General features: G+C 71.9%; 15 protein-coding genes. 3 read left to right on the forward strand and 12 right to left on the reverse strand.

Annotated features, from left to right (window positions below; translation table 11 throughout):
• Positions 1-258: 258 nt before the first annotated feature.
• The 6 genes from cbiE to AB0F77_RS07570 all read right to left on the reverse strand — a co-directional run bounded on the left by cbiE (position 259) and on the right by AB0F77_RS07570 (position 6,116).
• Positions 259-1,470, reverse strand: a complete 1,212-nt coding sequence (gene cbiE, locus AB0F77_RS07545; protein WP_361943010.1) for a precorrin-6y C5,15-methyltransferase (decarboxylating) subunit CbiE — start codon at positions 1,468-1,470, stop codon at positions 259-261.
• Between the two features lie 125 nt (positions 1,471-1,595).
• Positions 1,596-2,222, reverse strand: a complete 627-nt coding sequence (locus tag AB0F77_RS07550) for a GNAT family N-acetyltransferase (RefSeq protein ID WP_361943013.1) — start codon at positions 2,220-2,222, stop codon at positions 1,596-1,598.
• 145 nt (positions 2,223-2,367) lie between these two features.
• Positions 2,368-3,204: a MetQ/NlpA family ABC transporter substrate-binding protein gene (locus tag AB0F77_RS07555; protein WP_361943016.1), complete on the reverse strand. Its 837-nt coding sequence runs from the start codon at positions 3,202-3,204 to the stop codon at positions 2,368-2,370.
• A 117-nt stretch (positions 3,205-3,321) separates the two neighbouring features.
• Complete coding sequence (locus tag AB0F77_RS07560; RefSeq protein WP_361943019.1) at positions 3,322-4,050, reverse strand: methionine ABC transporter permease; 729 nt, start codon at positions 4,048-4,050, stop codon at positions 3,322-3,324.
• Positions 4,047-5,138 carry an ATP-binding cassette domain-containing protein gene (locus tag AB0F77_RS07565; protein WP_361943022.1) on the reverse strand — a complete coding sequence of 364 codons (1,092 nt, stop codon included), beginning with the start codon at positions 5,136-5,138 and terminating at the stop codon, positions 4,047-4,049. Before AB0F77_RS07565 ends, AB0F77_RS07560 begins: the two co-directional genes overlap by 4 nt.
• Positions 5,139-5,465: 327 nt before the next feature.
• A complete protein-coding gene (locus tag AB0F77_RS07570; protein WP_361943025.1) occupies positions 5,466-6,116 on the reverse strand; it encodes an HAD family hydrolase in 651 nt (216 codons plus the stop codon).
• Positions 6,117-6,185: 69 nt separating this feature from the next.
• Here AB0F77_RS07570 and AB0F77_RS07575 point away from each other — a divergent pair, with 69 nt between their 5' ends.
• Positions 6,186-6,545: a hypothetical protein gene (locus AB0F77_RS07575; protein WP_361943028.1), complete on the forward strand. Its 360-nt coding sequence runs from the start codon at positions 6,186-6,188 to the stop codon at positions 6,543-6,545.
• Between the two features lies 1 nt (position 6,546).
• A complete protein-coding gene (locus tag AB0F77_RS07580) occupies positions 6,547-6,984 on the forward strand; it encodes a hypothetical protein (protein ID WP_361943031.1) in 438 nt (145 codons plus the stop codon).
• On the opposite strand, the gene AB0F77_RS07585 is transcribed toward AB0F77_RS07580, so the two are convergent.
• The 3 genes from AB0F77_RS07585 to AB0F77_RS07595 form a co-directional block, all read right to left on the reverse strand.
• Entirely contained in the window at positions 6,966-7,463 is a 498-nt protein-coding gene (locus AB0F77_RS07585) for a GNAT family N-acetyltransferase (RefSeq protein ID WP_361943488.1), read from the reverse strand. The genes AB0F77_RS07580 and AB0F77_RS07585 overlap by 19 nt on opposite strands.
• Positions 7,464-7,509: 46 nt before the next feature.
• Positions 7,510-8,016, reverse strand: coding sequence for a sigma-70 family RNA polymerase sigma factor (locus tag AB0F77_RS07590; protein ID WP_361943034.1), 507 nt, complete (start codon positions 8,014-8,016; stop codon positions 7,510-7,512).
• Positions 8,017-8,090: 74 nt separating this feature from the next.
• Positions 8,091-9,254 (reverse strand): glycerophosphodiester phosphodiesterase, encoded by a 1,164-nt coding sequence (locus tag AB0F77_RS07595; RefSeq protein WP_361943037.1) that lies wholly within the window; start codon positions 9,252-9,254, stop codon positions 8,091-8,093.
• A 342-nt stretch (positions 9,255-9,596) separates the two neighbouring features.
• On the opposite strand from AB0F77_RS07595, the gene AB0F77_RS07600 reads away from it, so the two are divergent.
• The gene (locus AB0F77_RS07600; protein WP_361943040.1) at positions 9,597-10,268 is read left to right on the forward strand and encodes a lysophospholipid acyltransferase family protein; all 672 of its coding nucleotides are present in this window, start codon (positions 9,597-9,599) and stop codon (positions 10,266-10,268) included.
• An 81-nt stretch (positions 10,269-10,349) separates the two neighbouring features.
• Here AB0F77_RS07600 and AB0F77_RS07605 read toward each other — a convergent pair whose 3' ends face one another.
• From AB0F77_RS07605 to AB0F77_RS07615, 3 genes are all read right to left on the reverse strand, one after another.
• Positions 10,350-11,873, reverse strand: a complete 1,524-nt coding sequence (locus AB0F77_RS07605) for an MFS transporter (RefSeq protein WP_361943043.1) — start codon at positions 11,871-11,873, stop codon at positions 10,350-10,352.
• A complete protein-coding gene (locus tag AB0F77_RS07610) occupies positions 11,870-12,421 on the reverse strand; it encodes a helix-turn-helix domain-containing protein (RefSeq protein ID WP_361943046.1) in 552 nt (183 codons plus the stop codon). The genes AB0F77_RS07605 and AB0F77_RS07610 overlap by 4 nt, the downstream gene beginning before the upstream one ends.
• 146 nt (positions 12,422-12,567) lie before the next feature.
• Positions 12,568-13,539 (reverse strand): aldo/keto reductase, encoded by a 972-nt coding sequence (locus AB0F77_RS07615; RefSeq protein ID WP_361943049.1) that lies wholly within the window; start codon positions 13,537-13,539, stop codon positions 12,568-12,570.
• Between the last annotated feature and the right edge of the window lie 92 nt (positions 13,540-13,631).

Here is a 13,631-nt window from a genome sequence, read left to right on the forward strand (position 1 = left end):
CGTGCCCAGCGGCACGAACGACCGCCCGGAAAAGGCGACAAAGCCATTCAGTGGCATTGTCCCGGCCGTTCAGCCGTCGCGACAGCGAGATCCGCGACAGCCCGCTGTGGACTGCGCCACGTTGCGCGTCCTCGGGTTCTGCCGTACCACACCCACCCCAAAAGGGGCGCGTTTTCCGGACATTGACGAACGAAATTCCGGGCCACCGGGTGCGGTGCAACGATCGGCCAGCCTACCCCGCGCGGTACGACAACAGGATCACGGGGCGCGGTCGGGGAGTTCCCCGCTGAGCAGGAACGCTACGTTCCGCTCGGTCTCCGTCCAGGCCCTGGTGTCGAGTTCGACGGACTGGAGAAGGGCGCATTCGACCCGGTATCCGTGCTCGGTCAGATCGCGGCCGACGCGTTCGGCCGCGTCGCGGGTCGCGGCGTGCGTGACGATGCGCCGGGGGCGGCGGTCGGCCACCGCGGAGACGACGGCCGCGCCTCCCCCGCCGACGCGTACGACGTCCGGTTCGGGCAGGTTCTCCAGGATGTGCGGGGCGGTGCCGTGCACGATCTGGAGGTGGACGCCGAAGCTCCGCGCGGCCGTGTCGGTGCGGGCGCACGCGGCGGGGTCGCGGTCGACGGCGATGACGGCGGCGCCGGCCCGCGCGGCGTCGACGGCGAACGCGCCGCCGCCGCAGCCGATGTCCCACACGAGGTCGCCGACGCGCGGTCCGAGGCGGGCGAGTTGGGCCGCGCGCAGATGCTCCGTCTCGCCCTCGCCGAGGCCGCCGCCGTACGCCTCGTCGGGCAGCGCCCAGCCGCGCGGTCCGGTGCCCGGGTCGCGGCCGGCGATCCAGCCGCCGTCCTCGGCCGCGCCCACCGGGCCGCCGATGACGATGACGACGTTCGGGTCGCGCCAGGTGTGGTCGGCGGCCTTGTCTGAGGTGACGACGGAGACCTGTTCGTGTGCGGTGCCCAGTTCCTCGCAGATGACGAAGGTGCGGTGGACCCCCTCCAGGAGCAGTCCGAGTTCGGCGGGTCCGGCACCGGGCGAGGTGAGGACGGCGACCTTGGTGTGGGCGCGGCACACGTTCACCGCGCGGCGCAGGGTGCGCCGGTGGGCGACGACCACCTGTGCGTCGTCCCAGGGCATGCCGGCGCGGGCGAAGGCGGCGGCGACCGAGGAGACGGCGGGGACGACCTCGACCTCCAGGCCGAACTCGGGTGCGCGCAGGGCGCGTACGACGCCGAAGAAGCCGGGGTCGCCGTCGGCGAGCACGACCGCGGTGCCGCGGTGGGCGGCGATGCGGCGGGCGGCCAGGGCGACGCTGCCGAGGCGGATGCGTTCGGCGGTGTGCGGCACCTCGGGGAGCGCGAGGTGGTGGGCCGCGCCCGCGACCAGGGTGGCGGCGCCCAGGGCGGAGCGTGCCGCGGCGGTCAGGGGCGAGCCGTCCCAGCCGATCACCGTGACCCGGTCGGCCATCTTCGTCAGTCTCCAGGTTTTCGCAGGTCGTCAGGGGCGGGGCCCACGATCGGGCTCCGTGAGGGTATCGGGTGCGGCTGTCGGGCGCGCGACGGGGCGGTGTCCCGCGGGGTGCCCGCGGGGGTTCAGTGCCAGTCGGAGAAGGAGGTGAATCCGCCGTTGTCGACGACGCCGGCCAGGTCCTCGGGCAGCAGGCTCCAGACGATCACGTCGGTGCGTACGTCGGTCCACTCGCCGTCGGCGGCCCTGCCGCGCGCTATCCAGGCGCCGCGCAGGACGCCCTCGCTGATGCAGCCGATCTTCTGGGCGACCTGCTGGGAGGCGGTGTTGTCGGCGGCGGTGCGCAGTTCGAGGCGCTCGAACTTCTGGTCGCGGAACAGCCACTGGGCGGTGGCGAGGGCGGCCTCGGAGGCGTAGCCCTCGCCGCGGGCCCAGGGCGCGACGACGTAGGCGATCTCGCTGGAGCGGACCCGCCAGTCGGTGTTGCGGAGGTGGACGGTGCCGACGAGGCGCTGGGTCAGGAACTCGGAGACGCCGAAGACGATGCCGCGCCCCTCGGTCCGTTCCGCCGGGGCGAGTTCGGTGATCCACTGCCGGGCGTGGGCCTCGGTGTAGGGGTGGGGCGCGGTGCTCCAGGTGACGACCAGTTCGTCGTTCATCATCTCGGCGAACGCCTCGACGTCGGCGTCGTCGAGGGGGCGCAGCACCAACCGCTCCGTGCTGATGGAGATGTCGGGGAAGGTGCCAGTCATGCGCCGCTCCGTAAACTTCGGAAACCTCAGGGGCTGCTGAACTGCCCAGCATGCAGCATGAAAGCAGTCAACCGCACAACGGGGCCCACACCAAGTGAACGGGTGGACCCCGTGCGTGGCGATACGCGCGGTATACGACCCCGGCTCAGAAGGACGGGACGACCGAACCCCGGTACTTGTCCTCGATGAACTTCTTGACCTCGGGCGAGGTGAGGAGCTTGGCGAGCTTCTGGACGCGCGGGTCCTTCTCGTTGCCCTTCTTGACCGCGAGGAAGTTGCCGTACGGGTTGTTCCGCGCGGACTCCAGGACGAGGGCGTCCTTGGCGGGGGCGAGACCGGCGGAGATCGCGTAGTTGCCGTTGATCACGGCCGCGTCGACGTCGTCCAGGGAGCGCGGGGTCTGGGCCGCCTCGACCTCCTTGAACTTGAGGTTCCTGGGGTTGTCCGCGATGTCCTGCGGGGTGGCCTCACTGCCGGCGCCGTCCTTGAGGGTGATGAGCTTGTTCGCGGCGAGCAGCTTGAGGGCGCGGGCCTCGTTGACGGCGTCGTTGGGGACTGCGACGGTGGCGCCGCTCTTGAGGGCGTCGGCGCTCTTGACCTTGTGCGAGTAGAGGCCGAGCGGTTCCAGGTGGACCGTGACGACGGGCACGATGTGGGTGCCGCGCTTCTTGTTGAAGTCGTCGAGGTACGGCTGGTTCTGGAAGTAGTTGGCGTCGACGGAGCCGTCCTCGGTCGCGGTGTTCGGGACGATGTAGTCCTGGAACTCCTTGACCTCCAGGTCGAGTCCGGCCTTCTTCGCCAGGTTGTCCTTGACGAAGTTCAGGATCTCGGCGTGCGGGGTGGGGCTCGCGGCGACGACGAGGGGCCCGGTGCGGTCGGCGGCGGCAGCGCTCTCGCCGTCGGAGCCGCCGCAGGCGGTGAGCCCGGCGGTGAGGGCTCCCGCGACGAGGACGGCGGCGGTGATCTTGGCGGTGTTACGCACGAAAAGTGCCTTTCCTTGAGGGTGGTGCGGCCCCGCGTGGGGTGTGCGGGGAGTCGGTGGGGAGGGGCGCGGCGCGTCGGTCCGGTGTCGGCCGGTGCCGCCCCAGTCGGTCCTGCCTCAGTCGGTGCTGCCGGTGGTGGCGGCGGACGGCTTGAGCAGGCGCAGCCTCGGTGCGGGTCCGGAGTGGCCGCCGCGCCGGTGCAGACCGCGGGCGGCGTAGTCGCCGGCGAACTGGATGAGCGAGATGACGACGGCGAGGATCGCCACGGTGATCCACATGAGCTGGGTCTCGAAGCGCTGGTAGCCGTAGCGGATGGCGATGTCGCCGAGTCCGCCGGCGCCGACCGTGCCGGCCATGGCGGAGTAGCCGATGAGGGCGACGACGGTGGTCGTGGTGCTGGAGATGAGCGAGGGCAGCGCCTCGGGCACGAGGACCTTGCGGACGACGGTCCAGGTGTTGCCGCCCATCGCCTGCACGGCCTCGACGAGTCCGCCGTCCACTTCCCGGACGGCCGTCTCGACGAGCCGGGCGAAGAAGGGGATGGCGCCGATGGCGAGCGGCACGATCGCGGCCTCGCGCCCGATGGTCGTGCCGGTGACCCAGCGGGTGAACGTCATCAGCGCGACCATCAGGATGATGAACGGCATGGAGCGGGCGATGTTCACGACCTGCCCGATCACCTTGTTGGCGACGACGTTCTGGAGCAGTCCGCCGCGGTCGGTCAGCACGAGCAGGATGCCGAGCGGGAGTCCGCCGACGACGGCGACGAGGGTGGACCAGCCGACCATGTAGAGGGTGTCCCAACACGCCTGGGACAGCAGCGGCTGCATCTCGGACCAGGTCACTTCGTGCTCTCCTTCACCGGTGCGGGCTCCTGGCCCAGGACGTCGATCCGCAGTCCCTGCTCGCGCAGGAAGCCGATGGGGACGACGTTGTCCTCGTAGCGGCCGGGCAGTTCGATGCGCATCCGGCCGATCTGGAGTCCGCCGACGGTGTCGACGGCGGCGCCGAGGATCGATATGTCGATGTTGTAGGTGCGCGAGAGCCGGGAGATGACCGGCTGGGTGGCGGCCTCGCCGTGGAAGGTGACGTCGAGGAGGGTGCGGTCGGCGCCGGACGGCTCGCCGGACACCGGGAACAGCGCGGCGGCCAGTTCGGAGTCGGGGGTGGCGAGGAGTTCGCTGACGGTGCCGGACTCGACGACGCGGCCCCGGTCCATGAGCGCGGCGGAGTCGCAGATCGACTTGACGACGTCCATCTCGTGGGTGATGAGCAGGACGGTCAGGCCGAGCCCGCGATTGAGGTCGCGCAGCAGCTGGAGGATCGAGCGGGTGGTCTCCGGGTCGAGGGCGCTGGTGGCCTCGTCGGACAGCAGCACCTTGGGGTCGCCGGCCAGGGCGCGGGCGATGCCGACGCGCTGCTTCTGCCCGCCGGAGAGCTGGGCGGGGTACGCCTTGGCCTGGTCGGTGAGGCCGACCAGGTCGAGGAGTTCGAGCGCCTTGCGGGAGCGTTCGCGACCGCTCCCGCCGAGGATTTCGAGCGGCAGCTCGACGTTGTCCTGGACGGTGCGGGAGGACAGCAGGTTGAAGTGCTGGAAGACCATGCCGATGCGACTGCGGGCCCGCCGGAGTTCCCGGCCGGCGCGCGGTCCGCGGCCGGCGAGCGCGGTGAGGTCCTGCCCGGCGACGGTGACCGTCCCGGACGTGGGGCGTTCCAGCAGGTTGACGCAGCGGATGAGCGAGGACTTGCCGGCGCCGGACTGGCCGATGACGCCGTACACCTCCCCTTCGCGGACATGGAGGTCGACGCCGTCGAGGGCGGTGACCTCACGGCCGCGCGAGCTGTAGACCTTGGTCAGGCCCGTGGTGGTGATCACTGGGGTTTCCGTCACTGTCGAGTGCGCAGGCGTGGGTGTGCCCGGGCACGGCTGCATTCGTTCAGGGACGCGGCACGGTTCTCGCGAGGGCGCTGAAACCGGGGGAACCGGGGAGACCGGGGAGAAACGTGTGCGCGGGGCGGCTCGGGTCGCGGACGCGTCGTCACGTCACGGACAGGCCACGGCTCGCTTCGGGGCGCGAGGCTCGGGTGGTGCGGGGGCCCTCTAGAAGGCGCGCATTCGACACAGACAACGAGCACCGGGCGTCATGGTCGCCTCGGTCGCAGACATGCGGGTGCTCGTCGTGGTCATGCGATCAGTAAACCAGACGTACGGTCCTGACAGGCCGCCGCTGTCCGTATGCCGGACAGCGGCGGACAGGGGTCAGCGGCGGACGGAGATCTCGATTCCCGCGTCGGTGACCAGCGCGGACACGGCCGAGAGGTCGGTGACGACCACGTCGGCGTCCAGGTCGCCGGGGGCGTGGGTTGTGGCCAATGCCACGGTGGTCATCCCGGCGGCGCGGCCCGCGCGGAGGCCCGCCGGGGCGTCCTCGAACACCACGCAGCGGGCCGGGTCGACGCCCAGCTGCCGGGCGGCGAGGAGATAGGGCTCGGGGTCGGGCTTGCCGCGGGTGACGTCGTCGCCGGTGACGAACGTCTTGGGCCGGATGCCGACGGCGGCGAGGCGGGCCTCGGCGAGCCGGCGGGTGGCGGAGGTGACGACGGCCCAGCGGTCGGCCGGCAGGGAGTCGAGGAGGTCGCGGGTGCCGGGCAGCAGCAGGACGCCGCCGCCCGGGACGTCCTCCACCTCCAACTGCTCGATCCGGGCGACCGCTTCGGGGACGACGTCGGCCGGGAGCAGGTCGGCGGCTATCTCGGCGGCGGTCCGCCCGTGCAGTTCGACCTTCCCGAACGCCTCGGCGGTGATCCCGTACTCGCGGGCCCAGCGCGTCCAGCAGCGTTCCACGGAGGCGAGGGAGGAGACCAGAGTGCCGTCATTGTCGAACAGGAGGGCTTGTGCGTGGATCGTCATGCTTGTGACCCTACGGCGTACGGCGGGGCCGCTCTCGGGGGCCCGTCAGGACCGTAATAGGGTCGCCGCATGCTCAATGCCCTGACCCTGGTGACCGGGGTCGCCGCGCTGCTGCTGGCCGCCTGGTGCGGCTGGGCGGCCCACCGTGATCAGCCGACCAAGGACTGGCACTTCATCGGCATGGCCGTGGTGTCGGTGCTGGCGCTGGTCCAGTTGGTCGTCGGGTTCGTGCAGCTCGGCCGGGGCGAGAAGGCGGAGCAGGGGACGACGATCTTCGTGGCGTATCTGCTGGGCGCGTTCGCGTGTGTGCCGGCGGCGGGGTTCATGTCGCTGGCCGAGCGGACCCGTTGGGGTTCGGTGACGGTGGCGGCCGGCGGTGTGGTCCTCGCCGTGCTCGAAGTGCGGCTCTACGACATCTGGGGAGGCTGAGATGACCGCGGTGGAGGAGAAGCCGAAGGGCCAGCGGCTCGTCGCCGGGCCCGGGATGCTGCTCGTGTGGTTCTACGGCGTGATGGTCGTCGGGGCGGTGTCGCGGTCCGTGTACCAGATCGTGACGGAGTTCGACCGCGCGCCGCTCGCGTACACGCTGTCCGCGGTCGCGGGCGTGGTGTACGGGTTCATCACGTACTCGCTGGTGCGGGGCGGGGAGCGAGCCCGCCGGGCCGCGCTGGTGTGCTGCGCGCTGGAACTGGTCGGGGTGCTGGCCGTGGGAACGTGGACGGTGGTGGATCCGTCCGCGTTCCCCGACGCGACCGTGTGGTCCGACTACGGCATGGGGTACGTGTTCATTCCCGTACTGCTGCCGCTCTCCGCCCTGTACTGGTTGCGGAAAGCTCGTAGAGACCCTGGTCAGGCCGTCGCCGCGTAGGCGCCCGCCTGCTTTTCCAGGACGATCATCTCCACGCCGTCCGTGCCCTTGGAGCGGCCCACCGTCTCGTAGCCGACCCGGCGGTAGAGGCGGAGGTTGCTCTCGCTGCGGTGGCCGGTGGACAGGCGGAACTTCTTGGCTCCGCGCCCCTCGGCCAGCGCCCCCTCGGCCGCGCGGAGCAGCCGCGCGCCGATGCCGTGGCCCTGGAGGCGGGGGTGGACGCAGATCTTGCCGATGGAGGCCGCGCCGTCCTCGGTGATCGTGCCGTGCACCGAGCCGACCACCTCGTCGCCGAGCCGCGCCACGAACACGCAGTCGGAGGCGACTTCCGCGCGGACCGAGTCGAAGGTCTGGACGAGCGGGTCGATGCGGTAGTTGCCGTACAACGCCGCTTCGCTCTGGAAGCACAGGTACTGGAGCCTGAAGATCTGCTCTGCATCCTGCTCGGTCGCCACCGAGATGGTCACGCTCATGCCCATGTGCGCACGCCTCCCGCTCACCTGATCGCCTGTCGGTCCCCCACTCCTATCCCCGCGCTTCGAGGGCCGCAACCTCCGGTGTGAGCAATCGCCGCAGACATCCCAGACATCTGGAACGTTCCGGACCGAGACTGCCCTGTGAGATACCCAACTCACCCGCGATCTGGCGGTAGGTGGGGTCGTTGGGGCAGAGCAGCGCCTCCAGCAGGCGCGGGCAGTGGCCGGGCAGCCGGCGCACCGCGTCCCGCACGGCCCGGTACCGGGCCGCGGTGAGCAGGGCCGGTTCGGGACCGGGCCGCCGGTCGTCGGCCGGTTCGGTGGCGTAGGGCCGCTCGGCCAGCGCGGTACGGCGACCGCGCCGGGCCTCGGCACGGACCGCGCGGCGCAGCCAGTCCCCGGCGTCGCGGGGCGGCCCCGCGGTCTCGACGTGCTCCAGGAGCCGGAGCCAGACCGCCTGTTCGAGGTCGCCCGGCTCGGTGCCGGAGGCGTGCGCCTCCGCCGCCGCCTCGGCGGTGAGCAGCGGGCGCAGGGCGGTCACCAGGTCGTGCGTCATGTGCGGAGCGACGTGGCCGCCCCGGCGGCGGTTGCCGGGGCGGCCACGGGTCGACCCGAACGGGTCGGCGGGAATCAGCCGTTGACGAAGTCGGCGCGGGCGAGCACACCCGTGTCGGCGTTGTCGGTGAAGACGCCGTCGATGCCGGTGGCGAAGTACGCCCGGAAGGCGCCGAAGGAGTCGCCGTAGGCGTCCGCGTCGGTGCCCTTGCGGAACTCCGCGGGCAGGAAGGGGTTCTCGTTGCGCATGGTGTACGGGTGCAGGATCAGGCCCACCTTGTGCGCGTCGGCGACGAGGGTGCTGGGCGTGCCCAGGCTGCCGTCGGCCCTGCGCGGGATGATCAGGTCGAGGGTGGGGCCGATGCCTTGCGCGTAACCGGCGATCTCCCGCAGACCGGCCGGGGAGATGAGGTCGGCGACGGTGCGCGGGTCACCGGAGTCGACGAAGTCGAAGGGGCGGCTGTCGGCGGTGGACAGCAGCACGGCCAGCGGGTTGTCGACCAGCTTGTTGAGGCGCTGGATGCTGGTCGGCTCGAAGGACTGGAGGACGACCGGGGAGGTCCGCCTGTCCTTGCCGTACTTGCGCAGCAGCTTGGCGACGCGCTCCTCGACGCCGAGGCCGAGCTTGCGGAAGTAGGTGGGGTGCTTGGTCTCGGGGTAGATCCAGACCTGCTTGCCCCGCCTGCGGGTCTGCTCGTCCTGCCACTTCAGGACCTCTTCGAACGTGGGGATCTCCCAGCGGCCGTTGTAGAGGGTGTTGTGGGGGCGGTTGGCCGGAATGCGCTCGACGGCGCGGAGCGTCTTGAGCTCGGCGAGCGTGAAGTCCTCGGTGAACCAGCCGGTGGTGGGGACGCCGTCGAGGACCTTGGTGGTCCTGCGGCCGGCGAACTCGGGGTGGTCGGCGACGTCGGTGGTGCCGCCGATCTCCGGCTCGTGGCGGCAGACGAGGTGGCCGTCCTTGGTGGGGACGAGGTCGCCGGCCTCGACGATGTCGGCGCCGAGGTCGAGGGCCAGCTCGTACGAGCCGAAGGTGTGCTCGGGGCGGTAGCCGCTGGCACCGCGGTGGCCGATGATCGTCGGCACGGGCAGGCCCCCCAGGCCGCCGTGCGCGGGGGTGCGCCTGCCCGCCGCCCTGGCCGCGCCGGGCAGGCCGAGCACGGCTCCGCCCGCGCCCAGCACCGCGGCGCCGAGCAGTGCCCGTCGTCCTGTTCCGCGCATCTGCTCGTCCTGCGATCCCATGAGCGCCTCCTGCCGTTCCGTCGTCGGTGCGGGGCGATCGTAGGGGGGTGCACATGGCGGTCGGGAGACCTCGGCCGGAACGCGCGACTGACTCGGGATGTCATCTGGACACGCGGGACCGACGAGCCGTGGAAGGGGTGCGCGCGGTGCGGGGCGCGACGTCCGTCACAGGGTTCCACGCCGGTTACGGCCGGGCGACGGCACGCATCCGCAGGTTGAGCCGGGTCAACACTGTGTAAGACATCGGTGAATCGCGCGCTCCCGATGTGCGCTTCCCCCGGAGCCGCGAGTAATGTCCTCACCTGCACAGACACATACCGCCCCTCGGCATCGGAGGACCCGTTGTCCCGCTTCGCGCTCATCAAGGGAGTGCTCGGACCGATCATGCGGCTGATGTTCCGCCCGCAGGTGGAGGGCGCGGAGCACATTCCGGGGGACGGCCCCGTGATCCTGGCGGGGAACCACCTCACGTTCATCGACTCGATCGTGCTGCCGGTGGTGACCAAGCGGCAGGTGTTCTTCATCGGCAAGGACGAGTACGTCACCGGCAAGGGCGTCAAGGGCCGGCTGATGGCGTGGTTCTTCACCGGCGTCGGCATGATCCCGGTGGACCGGGACGGGGCGAGCGGCGGTGTCGCGGCGCTGATGACCGGGCAGCGCATCCTGACGGAGGGCAAGGTCTTCGGGATCTACCCCGAGGGGACGCGGTCGCCCGACGGGCGGCTGTACCGGGGGCGCACCGGCATCGCGCGGTTGACGATGATGACCGGTGCGCCGGTGGTCCCGTTCGCCATGATCGGCACGGACAAGCTCCAGCCGGGCGGGAAGGGGATTCCGCGGCCCGGGAAGGTCACCGTGCGGTTCGGTGCGGCGATGGAGTTCTCCCGGTACGAGGGGATGGACCGGGACCGGTACGTGCTGCGGGCCGTGACCGACTCCGTGATGGCGGAGGTCATGCGGCTGTCCGGGCAGGAGTACGTGGACATGTACGCGACGAAGGCGAAGGCCGCGTAGCGCCGTTCCGGTTCTGGCCCACGCCGGGTGCGGGTCGTGGGGGGTTGCTCGCGCAGTTCCCCGCGCCCCTGGGGATTGCGCCTACCGTCCGCTTTCCAGGTCCTGCCCCTTCAGCGTGAACCATGCCGCCACCGCCGTCGCCAGCAGTACGGCCGCGCCCGTGCCCGACGCCAGGTGCAGGCCGTGGACGAAGGCGTCCCTGGCCGTGTCGAGCAGCGTGTCGGCGGCGGGGGCGGGCAGATGGGCCGACGCCTCCACCGCGCCGCCCAGGGACTCGTGCGCCTCGGCGGGGGTGCCCGCCGAGGCGGTGAAGCCGCGGTAGGCGCCCGTCACGATCGAGCCCAGCAGGGCGATACCGAGGGCCGCGCCGAGTTCGTAGGCCGTCTCGGAGACCGCCGACGCCGCGCCCGCCTGTTCCCTGGGGACGCTGGAGAGGATGACGTCGGCGGTGACGGTGAAGGAGAGGCCCGCGCCGACGCCGACCACCAGAAGGGCCGCGCCGAGGGCCGGATAGGCCGTCGACCTGCCGAGGACCGTCAGCGCGGCCAGGGCCAGACCCACCGCCGCGAGGCCGCCGGAGACGACCGCGCGGACCGACCAGCGGCGGGCGGCGCGGCCCGCGACCAGGCCGGCGGCCACCGCGCCCACGGCGGCGGGCAGTTCGGCGAGACCGGCCTCGAAGGGGTGCCTGCCCTGGACGAGTTGCAGGTACTGGGAGAGGAAGAACACCAGCCCCGACATGCCCAGCACGGTGAGCAGGTCGGCGAGGACCGCCCCGCTGAAGCCCCGGCTGCGGAACAGCCGCATGTCGAGCAGCGGGACCGGCAGGGTGAGCTGGCGGTGGACGAAGCCGTACAGGGCCGCGGCGCCCAGGACGGCGACGGCGAGCGCGGCCGGACCGGGGCCGTGGGCCGCGGTCTCCTTGACCGCGTACACGACGGCGATCACGCCGACCAGGGACAGGGCGACGCTCGTGAGGTCCCAGGGGCCGGGGGCCGGGTTGCGGGACTCGGGGAGCGTGCGCACGCCGACGAGGACGAGGACCGCCATGACGGGCAGGTTGATGAGGAAGACCGAGCCCCACCAGAAGTGTTCGAGCAGGAAGCCGCCCGCGACGGGGCCGACGGCGGTGCCGGCGGAGGCGGTGGCGCCCCAGACGCCGACGGCGAGGCTGCGTTCGCGCGGGTCGTGGAAGATGTTGCGGATCAGGGCGAGTGTGGCGGGCATCAGGGTGGCGCCGGCGACGCCGAGCAGTGCCCGCGCCAGGATCAGCAGCTCGGGTGTCGTGGCGTAGGCGTTCAGGACGGAGATCGCGCCGAACGCGGTGGCGCCGCCGAGCAGGACGCGCTTGCGGCCGATCCGGTCGCCGAGACTGCCCATGGAGACCAGCAGTCCGGCGATGACGAACGAGTAGACGTCGCCGATCCACAGCAGCTGGGTGCCCGAGGGCCCGAGGTCCTCGCTGATGAAGGGGGTCGCGAGGCCGAGGACGGTGGCGTCGACGGCCACCAGCAGCACGGCCAGGACGAGGACCGAGAGCGCGAGCCAGCGGTCCGGGCGCCCCTCGGTCTCCGCCGGGGCGGCCGGCCGCAGGGTGCCGGTCATGGTTCCTCTCTCCGCAGCGCGCCGCCGAGCAGCAGCTCGACGACCATGTGGGTGAAGTCCTGGCGGGCGACACGGCCCTCGGCGACCGCCCAGGCGCCGGAGGCCAGCAGCCCGTACAGCGCCTCGGTGAGCCAGGCCGGGCTGAGGTCGACGCGGAACTCCCCGCTCTGCCGGCCGCGCCGGAACAGGGCGGTGAGGCGTTCGTCGATGCGGGTCCAGCCCTGGTTCTGTCCCTCGCCCTCGAAGAGCTGGTTCTCGGTGTAGAGGAAGGCGAGCAGGGCGGCCGAGGGTTCGACGGCGGCCACCAGACGGCGTACGGCCTCGCCCGCCGGGCCCTCGTCCAGGCGGGCGTTGTCCAGGGCGGCCTCGCACTCCTCGATGCCCAGCGACTCCAGGGCGCGCACGAGGGCGTCACGGCCGGCGAAGTGGCGGTGCAGCGTGGCACGGCTGATCCCGGCCGCGCGGGCGACCTCGTCCATGGTGGCGGTGGACTTGCGGGTCAGCAGGGCGGCTGCGCTGCGCAGCACGTGCGCACGGTCGAGGGCCATGAGACAACCATAACCCAGATGAGACATTCATGTCTCACCGTGGGCATGCGGGTCTCAGGGGACCCGGGTGCAGAGATGTCGGCTTCAGAGGTGCCGGGTTCGGGGGCGCCCGGTTCACGGGCGCCGGCTCCGGGGGCGCCGAGGGCTCAGTGCCAGGGCAGCTCGCCGCGTCGGCGCCAGTACTCCTCCGGCTCCTCGACCATCAGGGCGAGGCGGGCGAGCTGGTCCTCGTCGAGGTCGACGACCGCGGCGTGCAGGTTCGAGGCGAGCTGGCCGAGGGTCGCGGCGCCGGAGAGGACGACACCGGCCCACGTCTGGCGGAGGACCAGCGCCAGGGCGACGGCGTCGCAGCCCAGGGAGGTCTCCTCCGCCACGGCCCGGAGCGCGGCCGGCGCGTGCGGGGCGGCGAGACGGCCGTTGGCCATGCCCTCCTTGACGATCACCGTGAGCCCGGCGTCGTGCGCCTCGGCGAGGGCGGGTCCCGCGGAGGTCTCCAGCGCGTTGTACGTCGACTGGACGGTGCGGAAGAGCGGTTCGCCCTCGACCGTGACGGCGAGGGCGGCGCGGATGGTCTCCGCCTGGGCGGGGCCGCTGGTGGAGAAGCCGACCGTGAGACCGCCTGCGGCGGCCTCGGCGAGCCTCGCGTGGAGTTCCTTGTCGGTGAGGGCCGGGCTGTCCGGGGTCAGCGAGTGGATCTGGTAGAGGTCGAGCCGGTCGCCGAGCAGCGCGTCGGTCTCGGCGCGCTGCCGGTCGTACGTCGTGACGCCGTGGTCCTTGACCTCGTGCCGCTCGGCGTCGGTGGTCCACTCCGCCGTGTAGGTGTAGCCCCATTTGCTGCCGACGACCACGTCCGTGATCTCCGGGTGGGCCGTCAGCCAGCCGGCCAGGAACTCCTCCGACCGGCCGTAGGACCGGGCGGCGTCGAAGTAGCGCACGCCCTGGGCGTAGGCGGCGTCCAGGAGTTCATGGGTGCGTGTGCGCAGGGCGTCGACACTGCGGTTCTCCCCGAGGTCCTGCTCCCGGTCCAGGGTGATGTATCCGGGGCGACCGACTGCGGCGAGGCCGAGGCCGATGTGACAGGTCGGGGTCGTTGCTGTTGCCAGTCGGGCGAAGGGCATCACGGGCTCCGTTCGGTCGGTCCGGTGCGGCTCCTGACCAACGTAACCCTTGATGACCTTCGCCTCGGGGCACGGTGCGAAGGGTGATTCGG

This window comes from Streptomyces sp. NPDC026672 (genome assembly GCF_040638185.1).
GTDB lineage: Bacteria > Actinomycetota > Actinomycetes > Streptomycetales > Streptomycetaceae > Streptomyces.

What these genes read in the sequence shown, in the direction of transcription:
- AB0F77_RS07605 (WP_361943043.1), bottom strand. Translation starts at nt 11,873, where the DNA reads ATGACCGGCACCCTGCGGCCGGCCGCCCCGGCGGAGACCGAGGGGCGC.
- AB0F77_RS07570 (WP_361943025.1), bottom strand. Translation starts at nt 6,116, where the DNA reads ATGACGATCCACGCACAAGCCCTCCTGTTCGACAATGACGGCACTCTG.
- AB0F77_RS07590 (WP_361943034.1), bottom strand. Translation starts at nt 8,016, where the DNA reads ATGACGCACGACCTGGTGACCGCCCTGCGCCCGCTGCTCACCGCCGAG.
- AB0F77_RS07585 (WP_361943488.1), bottom strand. Translation starts at nt 7,463, where the DNA reads ATGGGCATGAGCGTGACCATCTCGGTGGCGACCGAGCAGGATGCAGAG.
- AB0F77_RS07595 (WP_361943037.1), bottom strand. Translation starts at nt 9,254, where the DNA reads ATGGGATCGCAGGACGAGCAGATGCGCGGAACAGGACGACGGGCACTG.
- AB0F77_RS07575 (WP_361943028.1), top strand. Translation starts at nt 6,186, where the DNA reads ATGCTCAATGCCCTGACCCTGGTGACCGGGGTCGCCGCGCTGCTGCTG.
- AB0F77_RS07565 (WP_361943022.1), bottom strand. Translation starts at nt 5,138, where the DNA reads ATGCAGCCGTGCCCGGGCACACCCACGCCTGCGCACTCGACAGTGACG.
- AB0F77_RS07580 (WP_361943031.1), top strand. Translation starts at nt 6,547, where the DNA reads ATGACCGCGGTGGAGGAGAAGCCGAAGGGCCAGCGGCTCGTCGCCGGG.
- AB0F77_RS07550 (WP_361943013.1), bottom strand. Translation starts at nt 2,222, where the DNA reads ATGACTGGCACCTTCCCCGACATCTCCATCAGCACGGAGCGGTTGGTG.
- cbiE (WP_361943010.1), bottom strand. Translation starts at nt 1,470, where the DNA reads ATGGCCGACCGGGTCACGGTGATCGGCTGGGACGGCTCGCCCCTGACC.
- AB0F77_RS07615 (WP_361943049.1), bottom strand. Translation starts at nt 13,539, where the DNA reads ATGCCCTTCGCCCGACTGGCAACAGCAACGACCCCGACCTGTCACATC.
- AB0F77_RS07610 (WP_361943046.1), bottom strand. Translation starts at nt 12,421, where the DNA reads ATGGCCCTCGACCGTGCGCACGTGCTGCGCAGCGCAGCCGCCCTGCTG.